This window comes from Pseudomonas sp. ICMP 460, assembly GCF_002723595.1.
GTDB classification, from domain to species: domain Bacteria; phylum Pseudomonadota; class Gammaproteobacteria; order Pseudomonadales; family Pseudomonadaceae; genus Aquipseudomonas; species Aquipseudomonas kitaguniensis.
In genome coordinates this window covers 253,240-273,805 of the sequence record NZ_LKBR01000001.1, presented here as the reverse complement: position 1 = coordinate 273,805, position 20,566 = coordinate 253,240, and the positions used below count along the sequence as shown (strand labels likewise).

Genomic DNA, 20,566 nt, shown 5'->3' with positions numbered 1-20,566 from the left:
TGGAGCTCGGTCCAATGTGGGAGGGGGCTTGCTCCCGATAGCGGTCTATCAGGCCTGCGCCAACTCGGCATGCTCCTCGGCATGCAACAGGTCTTTATCCGTCTGCCCCATGATCTGGCTGGTAATCGCGCCCGCCGTCATCGAACCGTTGACGTTCAACGCCGTACGGCCCATGTCGATCAGCGGCTCCACGGAAATCAGCAGCGCCACCAGTGACACCGGCAAGCCCATCGCCGGCAGCACGATCAGCGCGGCAAACGTGGCACCGCCGCCTACGCCGGCAACGCCTGCCGAACTCAGCGTCACAATCGCCACCAGGGTAGCGATCCACAGCGGGTCCAGCGGGTTGATGCCCACGGTCGGCGCAACCATCACCGCCAACATCGCTGGGTAAAGACCGGCGCAACCGTTCTGGCCGATGGTGGCGCCAAACGAGGCGGCGAAACCGGCGATGGATTGCGGGATACCCAAGCGGCGGGTCTGCGCCTCAATGCTCAGCGGAATGGCCGCCGCGCTGGAGCGGCTGGTGAAGGCAAAGGTCAGCACCGGCCACACTTTGCGGAAGAACTGCAGCGGGTTCACCCCGGCCAGCGACAAGAGCAGGCCGTGCACCACAAACATCAGGCCCAGCGCCAGGTACGAGACCAGCACAAAACTGCCGAGCTTGATGATGTCTTGCAGGTTGGAACCGGCAACCACCTTGGTCATCAGCGCCAGCACGCCGTAGGGCGTCAGCTTCATCACCAGGCGCACCAAACGCATCACCCAGGCTTGCAGGGTGTCGATGGCGTTGAGCACTTTCTGGCCTTTTTCGACGTCATCCTTGAGCAGTTGCAACGCGGCAACGCCGAGGAAAGCGGCGAAAATCACCACGCTGATGATCGACGTCGGTTTGGCCCGGGCCAAGTCGGCGAACGGGTTGGCCGGCACGAACGACAGCAGCAATTGCGGGATATTCAGGTCGGCAACCTTGCCCGCGTAATCGCTCTGGATCACTTGCAGGCGCGCCATTTCCTGGGTGCCTGCCACCAAACCTTCGGCGGTGAGGCCGAACAGGTTGGTCAAGCCGATGCCGATCAACGCCGCAATCGCGGTGGTGAACAGCAGCGTGCCGATGGTCAGGAAGCTGATCTTGCCCAGCGACGAGGCGTTATGCAGCCGCGCCACGGCACTCAGGATCGAGGCGAACACCAGCGGGATCACGATCATTTGCAGCCACTGTACGTAACCGTTGCCGACCAGGTCGAACCAGCCGATCGAGGCCTTGAGCACGGGGTTACCGTCGCCATAAATAGTGTGCAAAGCCGTCCCAAACAGCACGCCGAGAACGAGTGCAAACAGCACCTTCTTGGCGAGGCTCCATTGGGTACGGCGGGTTTGTGCCAGGCCCAGCAACAGGGCCACGAACACCAGTAAGTTGAGAATCAGGGGCAGATTCATTGAAGCTCCGTTGAGTAGGCAGCCAATCGCGTGAGCTTGCGATTGCAACCGGAAAGCCTAACAGCTTGAAATATATTGATTTAATACCGATATGGAATGGTCACTGTCGTTTCTGGAATAAGCGCATGGCGCTCAGGCACATGCGGTTGGCGCGATCACGACGCAAGCAGTCGCGCTCGGGTGGTGACTGTCATACAGATTTGTTAGCGTCGATGTCTTTGACTCTGGGAGAAATTGCTTATGAAGCTCGCGCCAACACTGCTGGCCGCCGCGTTGTGTCTTGGCCTCGGCAGCCAGGCCTTTGCCGCCACCGAGCTCACGCACTGGCCGGCGCCTGCCGCCAAACAACTGAACGAAATGATCGCCGCCAATGCCAACAAGGGCAACTTCGCGGTGTTCGACATGGACAACACCAGCTACCGCTACGACCTTGAAGAGTCGTTGCTGCCTTACCTTGAAAACAAAGGCCTGATCACCCGCGACACGATGGACCCTTCGCTGAAGCTGATCCCGTTCAAGGACACGGCTGAGCACAAGGAAAGCCTGTTCAGCTACTACTACCGCCTGTGCGAAGTCAACGACATGGTCTGCTACCCGTGGGTTGCGCAGATTTTTGCAGGCTTCACGCTCAAGGAACTCAAGGGCTACGTCGACGAGATGATGGCGTCGGGCAAGCCAGTGCCGGTCACCTACTACGAAGGTGATGTGGTGAAAAACATGGAGGTGCAGCCACCCAAGGTCTTCACCGGCCAAGCTGAGCTATTCAACAAATTGATGGAAAACGGCATCGAAGTGTACGTGATGACCGCCGCTTCTGAAGAGCTGGTGCGCATGGTCGCCGCCGACCCGAAGTACGGCTACAACGTTAAGCCTGAAAACGTCATCGGCGTGAGCACGCTGCTCAAGAACCGCAAGACCGGCGAATTGACCACCGCGCGCAAGCAGATCGCCGCCGGAAAATATGACGAGAAAGCCAACCTCGGCCTGGAGTTGACGCCGTACCTGTGGACCCCGGCGACCTGGATGGCGGGCAAACACGCAGCGATCCTGACGTACATCGACGAGTGGAAAAAACCGGTGATCGTCGGCGGCGACACACCGACCAGCGACGGCTACATGCTGTTCCACGATGTAGACGTGGCCAAGGGCGGCATCCACCTGTGGATCAACCGCAAAGACAAATACATGACTCAGCTCAACGGCATGATGGCCAAGCACGCGGCCGCGCAAGCCAAGGAAGGGCTGCCGGTGACAGCTGACAAAAACTGGGTAATCGTCAAGCCGGACGAGATTCAATAGTGAGTTAAGCACCTCCCACATTGAACCGGGTTCCAGCATAAGAATGCGGTCACCTGTGGGAGTGGGCTTGCTCGCGATAGCAGTCACTCAGCCAGCAACTATATCGCCTGACACTCCGCTATCGGCAGCAAGCCACCTCCCACATTGAACCGGGCTCCGGCATAAGAACGCGGTCACCTGTGGGAGCGGGCTTGCTCGCGATAGCGGTCACTCAGCCAGCAAATATATTGCCTGACACTCCACAATCGGCAGCAAGCCACCTCCCACATTGAACCGGGCTCCGGCATAAGAACGCGGTCACCTGTGGGAGCGGGCTTGCTCGCGATAGCGGTCACTCAGCCAGCAAATATATCGCCTGACACTCCGCCATCGGCAGCAAGCCACCTCCCACATTAAACCGGGTTCCAGCATAAGAACGCGGTCACCTGTGGGAGCGGGCTTGCTCGCGATAGCGGTCACTCAGCCAGCAAATACATCGCCTGACACTCCACAATCGGCAGCAAGCCACCTCCCACATTAAACCGGGTTCCAGCATAAGAATGCGTTCACCTGAGGGAGCGGGCTTGCTCGCGATAGCGGTCACTCAGCCAGCAAATATATCGCCTGACACTCCGCCATCGGCAGCAAGCCACCTCCCACATTAAACCGGGCTCCAGCATAAGAATGCGGTCACCTGTGGGAGCGGGCTTGCTCGCGATAGCGGTCACTCAGCCAGCAACTATATCGCCTGACACTCCGCCATCGGCAGCAAGCCACCTCCCACATTGAACCGGGTTCCCGCATAAGAATCCGGTCACCTGTGGGAGCGGGCTTGCTCGCGATAGCGGTCACTCAGCCAGCAACTATATCGCCTGACACTCCGCCATCGGCAGCAAGCCACCTCCCACATTGAACCGGGTTCCCGCATAAGAATCCGGTCACCTGTGGGAGCGGGCTTGCTCGCGATAGCGGTCACTCAGCCAGCAACTATATCGCCTGACACTCCGCCATCGGCAGCAAGCCACCTCCCACATTAAACCGGGTCCCAACCTGAAAACCCGGTCACCTGTGGGAGCGGGCTTGCTCGCGATAGCGGTCACTCAGCCAGCAACTATATCGCCTGACACTCCGCCATCGGCAGCAAGCCACCTCCCACATTAAACCGGGTCCCAACCTGAAAACCCGGTCACCTGTGGGAGCGGGCTTGCTCGCGATAGCGGTCACTCAGCCAGCAACTATATCGCCTGACACTCCGCCATCGGCAGCAAGCCACCTCCCACATTTGATCTCCACGGGTTTGAAGAATCGAGCAGGCAAAAAAATGCCCCGCACCTGGCGGGGCATTTTTATGAGTGGGCCTTACAGCCCATCCAGCATCGCCTTGTTACGCACGGCGCCTTTGTCGGCACTGGTCGCCAGCAGGGCGTAGGCTTTCAACGCGGTGGTGACTTTGCGCGGACGCTTCTCGACCGGCTTCCAGCCCTTTTTGTCCTGCTCAACCCGGCGTGCCGCCATTTCTTCATCGCTGATCAACAGGTTGATCGAGCGGTTAGGAATGTCGATCAGCACTTTGTCGCCGTCCTGCACCAGGCCAATCGCGCCGCCAGCCGCCGCTTCCGGCGAAGCGTGGCCGATGGAAAGACCCGACGTGCCGCCCGAAAAACGGCCGTCCGTCAGCAGGGCGCAGGCTTTGCCCAGGCCCTTGGATTTCAGGTACGACGTCGGGTAGAGCATTTCTTGCATGCCCGGGCCGCCTTTCGGGCCTTCGTAGCGGATGATCACGATGTCGCCTTCTTTGACTTCGTCCGCGAGGATGCCGCGTACGGAGCTGTCCTGGCTTTCGTAGATCTTGGCGCGCCCTTCGAACACGTGAATCGACTCATCCACGCCGGCGGTTTTAACTACGCAACCGTCCAGGGCGATGTTGCCGTACAGCACGGCCAGGCCGCCTTCTTGCGAGTAGGCGTGCTCGACACTGCGGATGCAGCCGTTTTCACGGTCGTCATCCAGCGTTTCCCAACGGGTGGACTGGCTGAACGCAGTCTGCGTCGGGATACCGCCCGGGCCTGCCTTGAAGAAGGTGTGCACGGCTTCATCGTCGGTTTGGGTGATGTCCCACTTGGCGATGCCTTCGGCCAGCGATTTGCTGTGCACGGTCGGCAGGTCGGTGTGCAACAGGCCGCCACGGGCCAGCGAGCCAAGGATCGAGAAGATCCCGCCGGCGCGGTGCACGTCTTCCATGTGGTACTTCTGGATGTTCGGCGCGACCTTGCACAACTGCGGCACATGACGAGACAAACGGTCGATGTCGCGCAGGTCGAAGTCGATCTCGGCTTCCTGCGCGGCGGCCAGCAAGTGCAGGATAGTGTTGGTGGAACCGCCCATGGCGATGTCCAGCGTCATGGCGTTTTCGAACGCCTTGAAGTTGGCGATATTGCGCGGCAACACCGACTCGTCGTTTTCGGTGTAGTAACGCTTGCACAGCTCGACGATGGTGCGGCCAGCCTGCAGGAACAACTGCTCGCGGTCGCTGTGGGTGGCCAACGTGGAGCCGTTGCCCGGCAAGGCCAGACCCAGCGCTTCGACCAGGCAATTCATCGAGTTGGCGGTGAACATGCCGGAGCACGAACCGCAGGTCGGGCAGGCACTGCGCTCGTATTCCGCGACCTTCTCGTCAGAAGCGCTGGAATCGGCGGCGATGACCATCGCGTCGACCAGGTCCAGGCCGTGCGAGGCCAGTTTGGTCTTGCCGGCTTCCATCGGGCCACCGGAAACGAAAATCACCGGGATGTTCAGGCGCAAAGCGGCCATCAGCATGCCAGGGGTGATTTTGTCGCAGTTCGAGATACACACGATGGCGTCGGCGCAGTGAGCGTTGACCATGTATTCCACGGAGTCGGCGATGATCTCGCGGCTCGGCAGGGAATACAGCATGCCGTCATGGCCCATGGCGATGCCGTCATCCACGGCGATGGTGTTGAATTCTTTGGCTACACCGCCGGCGCGCTCGATCTCGCGGGCGACCAGTTGGCCCAGGTCCTTGAGGTGAACGTGGCCGGGTACGAACTGGGTAAAGGAGTTGGCAATCGCGATGATCGGCTTTTTGAAGTCGTCATCTTTCATCCCCGTGGCGCGCCACAGAGCACGGGCGCCGGCCATGTTGCGGCCGTGGGTGGATGTTTTCGAGCGATAATCTGGCATGGAGCTCTCCGGGCGGCTAATCAGGTGCTAATCAGGTGCTAAAGGGGAAGTGAGCCTCTATTGACGTCTGGAACACTCAGAAAATGGCCGTGTGTCCAAAAGTTGCCACTCGCGTCGCGGGATCGCCGCTTGCTTGGGCCTTGAGCTCATAAACCCGCCGGGGGATGACTGGCGATGAATAGGTCCGATTCTACACCGCTGGCGGCAGGAAGGAATGGCCCGCTTTTAGTGTTGGATGCGGGCGCTGGCGGATTTACACCGTTGGTCGCCGTCAGAGATAAAACCCCCTCTCGTCAGTAGAAGCCTACATGTGCGACGCCTGGCCTTGGCAGATGTTGTTTAGACTCACCGGCTTCGGCCTGCCTATCACCCCAAAGGAAATGGAATGCCCGGTATCAATCGTTTATTAGGGTTTTATCTGCTGATCGGCCTGGTCCAAGGCCTCGTGTTCTATTACTCCGCCGAGCTGTATCGCGCGAGTACAACGCTGTTTTTTGTCACCAACACCCTGATCCTGGTGGGTGGCACCGCGTTGCAGTTGCTCGGGGACAAAGCCCGCCAATGGCGCACTGTGTTACTGACACTGGCGTTCACCTTGCTGATGGGCGGTATGACGCTGTGGCTGTGTTACGGCGACGCGTCTGTGGTCGACAGCCAGTGGGTAATGGCTTGCTGGTGCGTCAGCCTGGTGCTGATCAGTTATATCTGCGCCTGTTTTCTGTACGCCTGGCCTGTCGCCAAGGGGCAGCGCTGGCGCTACGAAGACTTGTTTCAGCAAGCCTGGAACAGCGTGTTCATCGTGCTGTGTGCGCTGATCCTGGTGGGTATGTGCATGCTGCTGCTCGAACTCTGGGCGCAGTTGTTCGTGATGCTGCGCATCGATTTTTTTGAGCGCCACTTCCGGAGCCGGTTGTTCCTGTGCATCAGCCTGCCGCTGGTATTTGCGCTGGGCATGCACTTGGGCTCGCGTAACGACAGAATCATCGGCCAGATGCGTGGCATGCTGCTGGGTGCCTGTCGACTGTTGTTGCCGTTGATTGCACTGATCAGCTTGCTGTTCACCCTGACCCTGCCATTTACCGGGCTTGCCCGGATCTGGGCAACCGGTTACTCCACGCCGATTCTACTGGTACTGGCCGGTGCTCAATTGTTCTTGCTCAACGGCGTGTTCCAGGCGGGTGACCAGCCTCGGCCTTACCCCACATGGCTGACACACTTTATCGCGCTGAGCCTGTTATGCCTGCCGGTGCTCGCCGGCCTGGCGTTTTACTCAAGCTGGCTGCGAGTCGAGCAATATGCCTTGTCGCCGCAACGCTTTATCGCCTTGGCGCTGGCGCTGTTGTGTGGCTTGTATGGTTTGGCCGCAGTGTGGGCGGTGGCGCTGCGTTCGCAGGTCTGGCTGGGCAACTTGCGCAGGACTAACCCGCCGCTGGCGTTGCTGTTTTGTGTGTTGTTGGTGTTGATCAATACGCCGGTACTCGATCCGGTTCGGCTCAGCGTCGACGATCAGGTCCGGCGGCTGCTCGACGGGCGCACTGAGGCTGAAGCGTTCGATGCTTACAACCTGCGCTTTGGTCTTGGAAAGCTCGGTGAGGAGGCGTATGCCAAGTTGCAGGTCGAGCTGGATCAGGCGCGCATTCTGAACGCGCAGGGGCGTAGCGCGTTGCGCGAGAGGATGGATGACACGTCGCTGAGCTACAGCGAGCGGTATATGAAGTCGCGGGCCGCGCGGCCCAAGCCCGAGCTGGAATGGATCGGCGCCAAGCCCACAGGCAGCGAGCAGTTTGTTGATATCAGCTTGAGCCCCGACTCGATTTGCGAGACCGCCTGTGTGCTATGGGCGGTCGACCTCGACGAGGACGGCCAGGATGAAGTGCTGGTCGTGCCCCGTACCCGTTTGCACCATGACACTAAGCCGCCGCGCATTTATGCCTTGGACAAGAACGGCCAGTGGGACAATCGCGGCCCTTTGCTATGGACACAACAGCCGGATGCTTACATAGACACCGAAGTGCTGATTCGCGACATCCGCGAAGGCAAGGTCGCGTTGGTCAAGCCGCGTTACCGGCAATTGCAGTTCAGCGATGGGCTGCTGACTCCCGTGATTCGGGAGCCTTGAACAGCGTGCTACGCGACGCGTGACCGCTCGCCTATCTGCGCATTCAAGGCGAGGCCGATGCCGGCAAGGATCAAAAAGCACAGGCCCAGCGCGGTGATCAAGTTGTCGGTCACAAGGTTGATCAGCAGGCCGGTGGCCGGATTGAAGATGTGGGATCTGGCGTGCTTTTGATCACGGTGTGTCAGCCAATACAGTCATCGACTGATACACCGCCTTCGCGAGCACGCCCGCTCCCACAGTTGATTCGCGCTCTATTGCTTAGCTATTGGGCAACAACCGGCACGTGATGCTCTTGATGTAACGCGTTTCGGCAATTGCCGGGTGCACCGGATGGTCCGGGCCCTGGCCGCCACGTTCGAGCATCTGGATATTGCGGTCCAGGTGGCGGGCGCTGGTCAGCAGGATGTTTTGCAGGTCGTCTTCCGGCAGGTGCATCGAGCACGATGCGCTGACCAGGATGCCGTCCTTGCTGAGCAGGCGCATGGCTTGCTCGTTGAGGCGGCGGTAGGCGCCTTCGCCGTTTTTCATGTCTTTTTTGCGTTTGATGAAGGCCGGTGGGTCGGCGACGATCACGTCGAAGCGTTCTTCGCTGGCTTTCAGTTCTTTGAGGGCTTCGAACACGTCGCCTTCGATGCAGGTCATTTTTTCGGCAACGCCGTTCAGCGCAGCGTTGCGCTCTACGCCGTCGAGGGCGAAAGCGGAGGCGTCGACGCAAAACACTTCACTGGCGCCGAACGCGGCGGCTTGCACGCCCCAGCCGCCGATGTAGCTGTACAGGTCGAGTACGCGCTTGCCTTTGGCATACGGGGCCAGGCGTGCGCGGTTCATGCGGTGGTCGTAGAACCAGCCGGTTTTCTGGCCCTGGATGACGGGCGCTTCAAATTTAACGCCGTTTTCTTCCAGCGCAACCCACTCCGGCACCAGGCCGAAAACGGTTTCGACGTAGCGGTTGAGGCCTTCAGCGTCACGCGCGGCGGAATCGTTCTTGAACAGAATGCCGCTCGGCTTGAGCACTTGGGTCAGCGCGGCGATCACGTCTTCTTTGTGGGTTTCCATGGTCGCCGAAGCGATCTGTACCACCAGAATGTCGCCGAAACGGTCGACTACCAGGCCCGGCAACAGATCGGAGTCGCCGTAGACCAAGCGGTAGAACGGCTTGTCGAACAGGCGGTCACGCAGCGACAGGGCAACATTGATGCGGTGCACCAACAGCGACTTGTCCAGCGGCAACTTGATGTCGCGCGACAACAGGCGTGCGCAGATCAGGTTGTTCGGGCTCATGGCCACGATGCCCAGGGTCTTGCCGCCGGCCGCTTCCAGGATAGCCTGGTCGCCTGCCTGGAAGCCGTGAAGTGGGGTGGCGGCCACGTCGATTTCGTTGCTGTAGACCCACAGGTGGCCGTTGCGCAAACGACGATCGGCGTTGGCTTTGAGACGCAGGCTTGGCAGGGACATGACGTCGCTCCGGAAAAAAGAGCGGGAGTATAGCGTGTTACATCAAATTCGGCGGCGCTGCCGGACATGTGGCCGTTGCTGTTCCCTGTGGCAGCCGGGCTTGCCCGCGATGCTAACGACCATTTGATCGGGGCTCAGTTCGGCTTTTTGAGGTGTCGGTCAGGTTCCCATAGAGGTTAGAATCGCCCCCTAGCCCAGAGTGTGTATTTATGTCCCAAGAGCTTTCCGCCGAACAGATCCAGCAGGCCCTGCAAGGCATCAGCGTGCCGCCTCAACCGCAAATCATGGTGGATTTGCAGATGGAGCAGTACATGCCCGACCCGGACCTGGATGTGATCGCACGGTTGATCTCCCAGGACCCTGGCTTGTCCGGCGCGTTGTTGAAGCTGGTCAACTCGCCGTATTACGGGCTGAGCAACAAGATCGCCTCGATCCAGCGCGCGGTGAACCTGCTGGGCAGCCGTTCGATCATCAACTTGATCAACGCGCAGTCGATCAAAGGCGAGATGAGCGACGACACCATCGTTGCCCTCAACCGTTTCTGGGACACCGCCCAGGATGTGGCCATGACCTGCCTGACGCTGGCCAAGCGCACCGGCTCGCAAGCGGTGGACGAGGCCTACGCACTCGGCTTGTTCCACGATTGTGGCGTGCCGTTGATGCTCAAGCGGTTCCCCAGTTACATGGGCGTACTCGAAGAGGCCTACGCGAATGCCGGCCCCGATTGCCGCGTGGTCGACACCGAGAACAAAACGTTCAACACCAACCACGCCGTGGTCGGCTACTACACCGCCAAATCCTGGCGCCTGCCGGAGCATGTGACCGACGCCATCGCCAACCACCACAATGCCTTGGCGATTTTCAGCGATGAGTCGTCGCGCAACCCTCAGCTGAAAAACCTGTTGGCGATCCTGAAAATGGCTGAACACATCTGCGCGTCCCATCGCGTGCTGGGTAACCAGGCGGTGGACCATGAGTGGAATGCCATTGGCCACCTGGTGCTGGATTACGTGGGCCTGTCGGACTACGACTTCGAGAGCATGAAGTTGTCGATCCGCGAGCTGGGCGCGCACTGACCGTTTTTTCACGAGGTACACATGCCCGAGTTACCAGAAGTCGAAACCACCCGGCGCGGGATTGCGCCGCACCTGGAAGGCCAGCGCGTCAGCCGCGTGGTAGTGCGTGAACGGCGGCTGCGCTGGCCGATCCCGGAAGATTTGGATGTGCGCCTGTCCGGGCAGCGCATCGTGCTGGTGGAGCGGCGGGCCAAGTATTTGTTGATCAATGCCGAAGTGGGCACCTTGATCAGTCACTTGGGCATGTCGGGCAACCTGCGGCTGGTGGAAGTCGGCACGCCGGCGGCCAAACATGAGCATGTGGATATTGAACTCGAATCCGGCCTGGCCCTGCGCTACACCGACCCGCGACGTTTCGGCGCGATGCTCTGGAGCCAGGACCCGCACAACCACGAGCTGTTGATTCGATTGGGGCCGGAGCCGTTGACCGACCTGTTTGATGGCGAACGTTTGTTCACGCTTTCGCGCGGGCGCTCGATGGCGGTGAAGCCGTTCATCATGGACAACGCGGTGGTGGTGGGCGTGGGCAATATCTACGCGACCGAAGCGCTGTTCGCGGCGGGCATAGATCCGCGCCGCGAGGCTGGCGGTATTTCACGCGCGCGTTATTTGAAACTGGCGATTGAGATCAAGCGCATCCTGGCAGCGGCCATCGAGCGCGGCGGCACTACGTTGCGCGACTTTATCGGGGGTGACGGGCAGCCGGGGTATTTCCAGCAGGAGCTGTTCGTTTATGGCCGTGGCGGCGAGGCGTGCAAGGTCTGCGGCGCCGAGTTGCGTAATGTGGTGCTGGGGCAGCGGGCGAGTGTGTTTTGCCCCAAGTGTCAGCGCTGATTGCTGTGTGATGGCTTAAGTCGCCATCAGGAGCAAGCCCCTCCCACACTTGACTGTATCCACACATCCAAATGTGGGAGCTGGCTTGCCTGCGATGAGGCCCTAATGGGCGTCACAAAGTCTCAGGCCTTACCGGTAATCTTGCGGTACTTCTCCATCAACTGCTCTTCCGATTCCGGATGGGCCTCATCCAGCGGAATGCAATCCACCGGGCACACTTGCTGGCACTGAGGCTCGTCGTAGTGGCCGACACACTGAGTGCACAGGTTGGGGTCGATCACGTAGATCTCTTCGCCCTGTGAAATCGCGGCGTTCGGGCACTCGGGTTCGCAGACGTCGCAGTTGATGCAATCGTCGGTGATGATCAAGGACATGGAAACTCCTGCCAGGGCTGTCAGCCAAGGCATCTGAAAACTAATGCGCGCAATTGTGCCGCATTGGCGCCCGCAGTGCGAGCGGGTCTGACCTGTGGCCCGTCAGATCTTGTGGCGAGCGGGCCCTGTGGCGAGCGGGCTCGCCACAGGGCCCGCTTGCTACTACAGAAACTACTTTTTGAAACGCAACGTCAGCGCATCCGCCACAGCCGGGTGCACGAATTTGGTGATATCTCCGCCCAAAGCGGCGATTTCACGAACTAACGTCGAGGAAATAAACGAATAACGCTCCGACGGTGTGAGGAACAAACTTTCCACGTCCGGCGCCAATTGGCGGTTCATGTTCGCCAGCTGAAATTCGTATTCAAAGTCCGACACCGCACGCAGGCCGCGCAGGAACACGTTGGCGTTCTGCTCTTTGGCAAAATGCGCCAGCAGCGTCGAAAAACCCATCACTTCCACGTTGGGCAGGTGTTTGGTGACCTCTCGCGCCAGCTCCACGCGCTGTTCCAGGGGAAACAGCGGGTTTTTCTTGGGGCTGGCAGCGACCGCGATGATCACATGGTCGAACAGGCGAGAGGCGCGTTCGACCAAATCGCCATGGCCTTTGGTAATCGGGTCGAAGGTACCTGGGTACAACACTCGGTTCATCGCGTCGTCCTGGCGGAGTCCGTTGGGGAACCGGATGGTATCGCAGCATTAACGGTGGGCCAAGTCGACTTATGGTCAATGGGGTTTTTCTGCGGTGTTTTGCAGACCAGCGTTACGCGTGCAGTCATGTGTTCAAAGGTCGGGCGGGTCGCTTGGGCTAATAACGCTCGGATTTCTGCTGGCCGGCGTTGGCGGCATCAGCGAATAAACAGCTTCTGAATCAACCTCTGGATCGACTTGCCGTAGGGCGGGTAGATCAACTTCGCCGCGTTCAGGCGCTGTTTCACCAGCACACCTTTGGCTTTGCTGAACGTGAGGAACCCTTCGTGGCCGTGGTAGTGGCCCATGCCTGACGGGCCGATGCCGCCAAACGGCAGGTCGTCTTGAGCCACGTGCAGCAGGGTGTCGTTCAGGCACACGCCGCCGGAATGAGTTTCGTGGAGCACGCGGTTTTGTTCGCGCTTGTTGTAGCCGAAGTAATACAGGGCCAATGGGCGAGGGCGCTGGTTGATGTAGGCAAACGCCTGGTCGATGCCGCGATAAGGCACGATCGGCAGCAAGGGGCCGAAGATTTCGTCCTGCATCACCGTCATCTCATCACTGACATTCAGCAACAGGCTGTGGGCCATGCGCCGTGCCTGGCCCTGGTCGTACAGCGCAATCAGCGTGGCGCCTTTATCGGTCGCGTCCTTGACATAGGCATTCAACCGGGCCAACTGTCGCTCGTTAATGATGGCGGTGTAGTCCGGGTTATCAGCCAAGGTTGGATAAAACCCGCGAACCGCCTTGCTGTAGGCCTCGACGAAACCCTGCACGCGGTCTTCCGGCACCAGCACGTAGTCCGGCGCCACGCAGGTTTGCCCGGCGTTAAGCGCTTTGCCGAAAGCGATGCGCTCGGCGGCGTCTTTGAGCGGTACGTCGGCGGAGACGATGGCCGGCGACTTGCCGCCCAGTTCCAGCGTCACCGGCGTGAGGTGTTCGGCGGCCGCGCGCATCACGTGCTTGCCGATGCTGGTGGCCCCGGTAAATAGCAGGTGATCAAAGCGCAGTTTGGAAAACGCCATGCCCACGTCCGCTTCGCCCAGCACCACGCACACCAGGTCTTCGGGGAAGACTTTGGCCAATAGCGCCTTGAGCAGTTCGCCCGTGGCGGGCGTGGACTCACTGAGTTTGAGCATCACCCGGTTACCTGCCGCCAAAGCGCCGACCAACGGGCCGATGGCCAAGTACAGCGGGTAGTTCCAGGGCACGATTACCCCGACCACGCCCAGTGGCTGGTAGATGACTTTGGCCGAGGCGGGTTGAAACGCGATGCCTACCGCGCGTCGCGATGGCTTCATCCAGCCCTTGAGGTGTTTGCTGGCGTAGTGAATGCCGTGCAGGCTCGGCATCAGTTCGGCGAACAGGGTTTCGTCTGCGCTGCGATGGCTGAAGTCTTGGCTGATCGCATTGATCAACGCTTGGCGTTCGTCGCTGAGCAGGTCGCGCAGGGCCTTGAGCCATTGCTGGCGTTGCGCCGCTGGCGGCATCGGGTTGGCGGCATAGGCGCGGCGTTGGGCGTCGAACAGGTGCTGGAGTTGATCCAGCGCTTGGGAATCTTGCAGGCAGGCAACGTTGGCAGGCATGGCGCAGTTCCCGTGTGTTATAGGTCTGCCTGAGTTTCTAGAGTTATTGCTCTAAATTGTCAAATGCCGTTGCAGCAATATGCGGATTTATCCTGATAAGGATAGGCCGTAAGATGTTCCATCACGTGTACAGAAGCTGATCCCTATGGCACCCCGAGTAAAGACCAGCGAACGCATTGTGCAAACCAGCCTGGAGCTTTTTAACCAGCAAGGTGAGCGCAGCATCAGTACCAACCATATCGCCGCCCACATGGAAATTTCGCCGGGCAACCTGTACTACCACTTCCCGAATAAGCAGGCGATTATCGCCGTGCTGTTTCGCGAATACGAAGCCTTGGTAGACAGCTTCCTGCGCCCGCCTCAAGGCCGCGCAGTGACCGTCGAAGACAAACGGTTCTACTTGCAGGCGGTGCTGGCCGGCATGTGGCGTTACCGTTTCCTGCACCGCGACCTCGAACACCTGCTGGAAAGCGACCCGGAATTGGCCACCGGTTACCGGCGCTTTTCCCAGCGTTGCCTGATTCAGGGCGGCGCCATTTACCAAGGGTTTGTCGACGCCGGCATCCTCACGATGGACCCGGTGCAAACGGAAGCCCTGACCCTGAACGCCTGGATCATCCTCACCTCGTGGGTGCGTTTTTTGTGTACCACCAATGAAAATTCCGCCCACTTGAGCGCCGAGGCGATCAAGCGCGGGGTGTATCAAGTGCTGGTGCTGGAGGCCGGGTTCGTCACGCCCGAAGCGAAAGAGGCGGTGGATGCCTTGTTCAAAGAGTTTTACGTGCCGTTGAACCAGGCACTGGAAGAAGTGAAGTAGGACCTTTCCCGAATCTGTTCACAGGAGTGCCGCATGCCGCTTGCCCAACTGATCAGCCCGCAGCAATTGAACGAGCGCCAACAGCTTGGCGCTCTGGTAATTCTGGATTGCCGTTTTGCCCTGGAAGACACGGACTACGGGCGTTGCAGTTATGCCGAAGGGCATATCGAAGGCGCGCAATATGCCGACCTGGAACGCCACCTCAGTGGCCCGGTGACCAAAGGCGTGACAGGTCGTCACCCGCTGCCGGCGGCAGGCGCGCTGGTTCAGCAACTGCGGGCCTGGGGCGTCAACGCCGACACCGACGTTGTGCTGTATGACGACGGCCCTGGCGCCTTTGCCGCCCGCGCCTGGTGGCTGTTGGCCTGGTTGGGCAAGCGCGAGGGCGTGTTTGTGCTCGACGGTGGCCTGAAGGCCTGGCACTCGGCCGGTTTCCCGCTGAGCCTGGATGCGCCGGTGGTTGAGCCGGGGACTTTCGCGGGTACGCCAGACAACCGCCTGCTGCTGGACGCCGGCCAGTTGCAAAAACGCTTGGGCGAACCCGGCATGACGTTGATTGACGCCCGCGCCCAGCCGCGTTTTCGTGGCGACGTGGAGCCCATCGACCCGATCGCCGGGCACATTCCCGGTGCGCAATGCGCAGCCTTCAATGAAAACCTGGGCAGCGACGGCCGCTTTCTTCCGGCGCCGCAGCTCAAGCAGCGCTTCGCCGCGCAGTTGCAAGGCCGTTCACCGGATGAACTGGTGGCGTATTGCGGCTCGGGCGTAACGGCCTGCCATAACCTGTTCGCCCTGAGCTTGGCGGGTTATCCGTTGGGCAAGCTGTATGCGGGCTCGTGGAGCGAATGGATTACCGACCCGGCGCGGGCAATCGCTACCGGCGACTGATCGTACTGATCGTTCCCACACTCTGCGTGGCAATGCCGGCTTGGACGCTCTGCGTCCCGCTGTAAGCGAATGTATAAGTGACGCAGAGCGTCACGGGATGCATTCCCACGCAGAGCGTGGGAACGATCTACAACCCTGTTGTGACAGTAGCCATTCTGGAATTCGTCGTTCGAGGTAGTAACCTGGCTGTTTCAGCGACCCCTCGACAAACCCCACATGCCCGCCTTTGGCGAGCAACTCGAACTCGGTGCACGCCGACAGTTCGCTGGCCTCGGGCAAGCTGTGGGCGAACACGAACGGGTCGTCGGCGGCCTGGATAATCAACGTCGGCGTGCGGATTTTACCGAGGTAATACCGACTCGACGCGTGGCGGTAATAGTCCTCGGCACTGAGGAAACCGTGCAGTGGCGCGGTCACACGCCCGTCGAAATCCCAGAACGTGCGCATCTTTTCAAGCGAACCGAGTGACTCCAGGGTTTTCAGCCCGTCAGCACGGCCATCCTGTAGAAAACGCCTTTGTTTAACGCGGATATACGCGAGCATCTCGCGCATGAAATGCTTTTGATAAACCCGCGAAAAACCCAGCCCAATGCGGTCGGCGCACTGGTCCAGACGAAACGGTACCGACACCGCTGCCGCGCCTTGCAGTCCGCAGGCCAGCCCGGTTTCGCCCAGGTGCTTGAGCAGCACATTACCGCCCAGCGAATAACCCACGGCATACAGCGGCGCCAGCGGCCGCTTGGTACGCAGGTGTGCAATCGCTGCTGCCAGGTCTTCGCTGGCGCCCGAGTGATAACTGCGTGCCAACAGGTTGGGCTCGCCCGAGCAGCCGCGCCAGTTCAACGCTGCGCTGGCCCAGCCTTGAGCGGCGAGAACCTTTTGCAGGCCGGCCACGTAGGGCGAATTGGACGACCCGGTCAGCCCGTGCAGCACCAGCACCAACGGCGCTTGCGCGTCATGCGGGCCATGCCAGTCAAGGTCGAGAAAATCGCCGTCGTCCAGCCACAGGCGCTCGCGCTGGCGCTCGATATGCGTGGTGGGGCGCAGTAACGGCCCCCACAGCGTTTGCACGTGAGGGTTGCCGAGGCCGAAGGCGGGTTTGAACAGGTCGACGGAAGGGGTCATGAATGTCTCGTTGCGAACAAACGCTCTGTGGTGAGCGGGCTGGTTGTGGCAAGCCCGCTCGCCACAAAAGCGCTTATGCAGCGCTTTCGACAAAACGGTGCCACAGCGCGTAGTAAACCCGCCCGGATTTTTGCTCGCGGTGCAGGCGCCAGCTCCCCGGCAGGCCGAGGGTAGACGGCGCAGTCTCGCTTTCAGTGTAAACCCACGCATCCGCGGCCAGCCATTGGCGCTCTTCCAGCAATGCGCACACGGTGGGCAACAGGTTCTGGTTGAACGGCGGGTCGAGGAACACAACGTCGTATGCGGTGGCCAGCTGGGTTTCCAGGTAACGCAACGCGTCGGCAGTTTGCACCTGGCCGGTGGTGCAGCGCAGGGTGCCCAGGTGTTCCTTGAGGCTGGAAACGGCCACATTGCTCGCGTCCAGCGCCTGGGCCTGGGCTGCGCCACGCGACAGCGCCTCCAGAAACAGCGCGCCGCTGCCGGCAAACGGGTCGAGTACCTTGGCCCCGCCGATATACGGCGCGAGCCAGTTGAACAGGGTTTCACGCACGCGGTCCGGCGTAGGGCGCAGGCCCACGACGTCAGGGAAGCTCAGCTTGCGGCTGCCCCATTCGCCACCAATGATGCGCAGTTGGCCCACACCGTTATGCACGTTGTGGACAGGTTTTTTCGGGCGAGATGAACTGGCCATTAATGCTCCGGAACCCCGAGCGGCTGCTCGGCAGGTTTATCAGTGGGGGGCGGTAGTGGCTTTTGCGCAATCGTCGGGCCGGCGGTCACGATGACCATCTTGTCGGCGCTCAAGTGTTTGTTCATTGCAGCCTTGACCTGCTCTACGGTCAGGGCCTGGGATTGTTTCATGAAATCTTCCAGATAGCTCAACGGCAGGTTGTAGAAACCCATGGCGCCCAACTGCCCGACAATATCGGCGTTGCTCGCGGTCGACAGCGGGAAACTGCCGGCCAGCTCGCGCTTGGCGTCATCCAGCTCTTTTTGCGTCGGGCCGGTCTTGAGGTAGTCGGCCAGCACGTCCTCGACCAGGCGCAGGGTGCCGCCGCTCATTTCGGCGCGAGTCTGCAGGTTGATCATGAACGGGCCACGCACTTGCATCGGCGAGAAACCGGAGTACACGCCGTAGGTCAGGCCGCGCTTTTCACGCACTTCGCTCATCAAGCGGGTGCCGAAACCACCGCCGCCGAGTATCTGGTTGCCCAGCGACAAGGCCGCGTAGTCCGGGTCGGCGCGGTCGATGCCCAATTGGGCGAACAGCAGGTGCGTTTGCTTGGACGGGAACTCGATATGGCTCAGGCCGGCTTTCGGCTCGGTCGGCTGGGCGATCTTCGCCATGGCCGGGCCTTTGGGCAGCGACGCCGACACCTTCGCCGTCATCGCCTCAGCCTCGGCGCGGGTCAGGTCGCCCACCACGGCAATCACCGCATTACCCGCGGCGTAAGCCTTGGCGTGGAACGCCTGCAACTGCGCCAGGGTAATCGCCGGAACGCTCTCGGGCGTGCCTTCGCTCGGGTGCGCGTAAGGGTGGTCACCGTACAGGCGCTTGAACAGTTCAAGGCTGGCCAGCTTGGCCGGGTTCTGCTTCTGGTATTCAAAACCTGCGAGGATCTGGTTCTTGATGCGCGCCAGTGAGCCGGCCGGGAAGGTCGGCTTGCCGATCACGTCATCAAACAGCGCCAGGGCCGCGTCGCGTTTATCGCTGTCGCTCAGGCTGCGCAGCGACACCAGTGCCATGTCGCGGAAAGCGCCATTGCCAAAATCAGCGCCCAGGCCTTCAAACCCGCTGGCGATCTGGCTGACGTCCTTGCCCGGCACGCCTTCGTTGAGCATGGCGTTGGTCAGCAGCGCCACGCCGGGCGTATTGCCGTCCTGGCTGCTGCCCGCGGCGAACAGAATGCGCAGGTCGAACATCGGCAGTTCATGGGTTTCGACGAACAGCACCTTGGCGCCCTCGGCGGTGGTCCAGGTTTGTACGTCGAGCTTGCGGTTGGTCGGCGCCTTGCCGTCCAACTCCGCCAGCGACTGCAGTTTGTTCGTCGATTGAGCCTTGTCCAGCGCCTGGCTGGCGACGGACTCGCTTGGGCGCAGGAAGTACACGGCGCTGGCCGCGATCAGGGTGACGATCACCAGGCCGGGGAAAATCAGGCGGCTGCTTTTGCGATCACTCATGAGCGGTCTCCTCAGGCAAAACATGGGCGACGCTCAAACGTTCGCGGGTGAAATAGGTGCGCGCAGCCTTCTGGATGTCTTCCGGGGTCACGCTTTGCAGGTCGGCCAGTTCAGTGTCCATCAGCTTCCAGGACAGGCCGACGGTTTCCAGCGAGCCAATGGCCGTGGCCTGGCTGGTGATGGAGTCACGCTGGTAGACCACGCCGGCAATCACTTGGGCGCGGATACGCTCAAGTTCTGCGGCGGTCGGCGGCTTGGCTTTTAACTCGTCCAGCAAGCGCCACAGGCCCGCTTCGGCTTGCGCAATGGTCTTTTTCTTTTGCTGGTTCGGTGTGGCAGAAAGGCTGAACAAGCTGTCGCCACGGGTGTACGCGTCGTAGTTGGTAGAGGCGGCGGAAACCAGTTCTTCACCGCGTTCCAGTTGCTCGGAAATACGCGCGCTGTAGCCGCCATCCAGCAGGGCCGAGATCAGGCGCAGGGCTTGCACCGAGCGTTTGTCTTCAGCGGTGGCCAGGCCAGGCACGTTGAAACCAAGAATCACGCTGGGCAGTTGCGTCTGGACATGCATAGTCAGCAAGCGCTCACCGGGCTCAGCCAGTTCCAGCGGGATCTTGGCCGGCGGCACATCACGTTTGGGGATTGGGCCGAAGTAGCGCTGGGCCAGGCTCTTCACCTCGTCCGGGGTGACGTCGCCGACCACCACCAGCGTGGCGTTGTTCGGCACATACCAGGATTGGTACCAGTGGCGCAGCTCTTCAACCTTCATGCGTTCAAGGTCAGCCATCCAGCCGATGGTCGGCGTGTGGTAGCCGCTGGCCGGATACGCCATGGCCTTGAAGCGCTCAAAAGCCTTGGACATCGGGTTGTCGTCGGTGCGCAGGCGGCGCTCTTCCTTGATTACCTCGATCTCGCGGCTGAACTCGTCGGCCGGCAGGCGCAGGCTGGCCATGCGGTCGGCTTCCAGTTCAAAGGCGACGCCCAAGCGATCACGGGCCAGCACTTGGTAGTAGGCGGTGTAGTCATCACTGGTGAACGCATTTTCTTCGGCGCCCAAATCGCGCAGGATCAGCGAGGCTTCACCGGGGCCAACTTTGGCGCTGCCCTTGAACATCATGTGTTCCAGCGCGTGGGACAAACCGGTCTGGCCGGGGGTTTCGTAGCTCGAACCGACCTTGTACCAGACCTGGGAAACCACCACCGGCGCGCGATGGTCTTCGCGCACGACCACCTTGAGGCCGTTATCCAGAGTGAATTCATGCGTGGGTTGTGGGTCGGCAGCCAAAGCTGAAAGGGGCAGACAAACTGTGCCGAGCAGCAGGCCTGCGGCGCGGCGGGCTAGAGCATTCATTCGTTTTTAAACCTGTTGAGCTGCCCGCGTGGTCTTAGCGTCGGCGGGCGAGGAGGTGCTAGGATACTGATCCGATTTGGACACGGCCACTGCGGCAGTCATCTTGTCCAGAATGCAGTTGTAGGAATGTGGGCGTTCGTGCTGGTATTTACCG

Annotated in this window: 16 protein-coding genes; 6 read left to right on the top strand and 10 right to left on the bottom strand. The window is 60.6% G+C overall.

The annotated features are described in order from the left end of the window. Positions 1-48: 48 nt before the first annotated feature. Positions 49-1,440, bottom strand: a complete 1,392-nt coding sequence (locus AO240_RS01265; protein WP_099234856.1) for an L-cystine transporter — start codon at positions 1,438-1,440, stop codon at positions 49-51. Between the two features lie 240 nt (positions 1,441-1,680). On the opposite strand from AO240_RS01265, the gene AO240_RS01260 reads away from it, so the two are divergent. Then, positions 1,681-2,739 carry a phosphorylcholine phosphatase gene (locus AO240_RS01260; protein ID WP_099234855.1) on the top strand — a complete coding sequence of 353 codons (1,059 nt, stop codon included), beginning with the start codon at positions 1,681-1,683 and terminating at the stop codon, positions 2,737-2,739. Positions 2,740-4,077: 1,338 nt separating this feature from the next. Here the strand turns inward: AO240_RS01260 and ilvD are convergent. Continuing rightward, positions 4,078-5,919: a dihydroxy-acid dehydratase gene (gene ilvD, locus AO240_RS01255; protein WP_058413680.1), complete on the bottom strand. Its 1,842-nt coding sequence runs from the start codon at positions 5,917-5,919 to the stop codon at positions 4,078-4,080. Positions 5,920-6,304: 385 nt separating this feature from the next. On the opposite strand from ilvD, the gene AO240_RS01250 reads away from it, so the two are divergent. Beyond that, positions 6,305-8,038 carry a DUF4153 domain-containing protein gene (locus AO240_RS01250; RefSeq protein ID WP_099234854.1) on the top strand — a complete coding sequence of 578 codons (1,734 nt, stop codon included), beginning with the start codon at positions 6,305-6,307 and terminating at the stop codon, positions 8,036-8,038. A gap of 258 nt (positions 8,039-8,296) precedes the next feature. On the opposite strand, the gene AO240_RS01245 is transcribed toward AO240_RS01250, so the two are convergent. Further along, entirely contained in the window at positions 8,297-9,493 is a 1,197-nt protein-coding gene (locus AO240_RS01245) for a class I SAM-dependent rRNA methyltransferase (RefSeq protein WP_099234853.1), read from the bottom strand. Positions 9,494-9,756: 263 nt separating this feature from the next. Here AO240_RS01245 and AO240_RS01240 point away from each other — a divergent pair, with 263 nt between their 5' ends. Continuing rightward, positions 9,757-10,569: an HDOD domain-containing protein gene (locus AO240_RS01240; protein WP_177445763.1), complete on the top strand. Its 813-nt coding sequence runs from the start codon at positions 9,757-9,759 to the stop codon at positions 10,567-10,569. Between the two features lie 21 nt (positions 10,570-10,590). Next, entirely contained in the window at positions 10,591-11,403 is an 813-nt protein-coding gene (gene mutM / locus AO240_RS01235) for a bifunctional DNA-formamidopyrimidine glycosylase/DNA-(apurinic or apyrimidinic site) lyase (RefSeq protein ID WP_099234851.1), read from the top strand. 122 nt (positions 11,404-11,525) lie between these two features. Here the strand turns inward: mutM and AO240_RS01230 are convergent, their stop codons facing one another. The 3 genes from AO240_RS01230 to AO240_RS01220 all read right to left on the bottom strand — a co-directional run bounded on the left by AO240_RS01230 (position 11,526) and on the right by AO240_RS01220 (position 14,053). After that, positions 11,526-11,777, bottom strand: a complete 252-nt coding sequence (locus AO240_RS01230; protein WP_008364838.1) for a YfhL family 4Fe-4S dicluster ferredoxin — start codon at positions 11,775-11,777, stop codon at positions 11,526-11,528. A 171-nt stretch (positions 11,778-11,948) separates the two neighbouring features. After that, positions 11,949-12,428, bottom strand: coding sequence for a pantetheine-phosphate adenylyltransferase (coaD, locus tag AO240_RS01225; protein WP_048722617.1), 480 nt, complete (start codon positions 12,426-12,428; stop codon positions 11,949-11,951). Between the two features lie 197 nt (positions 12,429-12,625). Next, positions 12,626-14,053, bottom strand: coding sequence for a coniferyl aldehyde dehydrogenase (locus tag AO240_RS01220; RefSeq protein ID WP_099234850.1), 1,428 nt, complete (start codon positions 14,051-14,053; stop codon positions 12,626-12,628). A gap of 145 nt (positions 14,054-14,198) precedes the next feature. On the opposite strand from AO240_RS01220, the gene AO240_RS01215 reads away from it, so the two are divergent. Both AO240_RS01215 and AO240_RS01210 read left to right on the top strand, forming a co-directional pair. Beyond that, positions 14,199-14,870, top strand: coding sequence for a TetR/AcrR family transcriptional regulator (locus AO240_RS01215; protein WP_099234849.1), 672 nt, complete (start codon positions 14,199-14,201; stop codon positions 14,868-14,870). A 33-nt stretch (positions 14,871-14,903) separates the two neighbouring features. Next, on the top strand, positions 14,904-15,758 hold the full coding sequence (locus tag AO240_RS01210; RefSeq protein ID WP_099234848.1) for a sulfurtransferase: 855 nt from the start codon (positions 14,904-14,906) through the stop codon (positions 15,756-15,758). A 90-nt stretch (positions 15,759-15,848) separates the two neighbouring features. Here the strand turns inward: AO240_RS01210 and AO240_RS01205 are convergent, their stop codons facing one another. From AO240_RS01205 to AO240_RS01190, 4 genes are all read right to left on the bottom strand, one after another. After that, a complete protein-coding gene (locus AO240_RS01205) occupies positions 15,849-16,883 on the bottom strand; it encodes a hydrolase (RefSeq protein ID WP_099234847.1) in 1,035 nt (344 codons plus the stop codon). Between the two features lie 73 nt (positions 16,884-16,956). Beyond that, positions 16,957-17,574: a 16S rRNA (guanine(966)-N(2))-methyltransferase RsmD gene (gene rsmD, locus AO240_RS01200; protein ID WP_099234846.1), complete on the bottom strand. Its 618-nt coding sequence runs from the start codon at positions 17,572-17,574 to the stop codon at positions 16,957-16,959. Next, positions 17,574-19,064, bottom strand: a complete 1,491-nt coding sequence (locus AO240_RS01195; RefSeq protein ID WP_099234845.1) for a pitrilysin family protein — start codon at positions 19,062-19,064, stop codon at positions 17,574-17,576. The genes rsmD and AO240_RS01195 overlap by 1 nt, the downstream gene beginning before the upstream one ends. Further along, complete coding sequence (locus tag AO240_RS01190; protein ID WP_099234844.1) at positions 19,057-20,412, bottom strand: pitrilysin family protein; 1,356 nt, start codon at positions 20,410-20,412, stop codon at positions 19,057-19,059. Before AO240_RS01190 ends, AO240_RS01195 begins: the two co-directional genes overlap by 8 nt. Between the last annotated feature and the right edge of the window lie 154 nt (positions 20,413-20,566).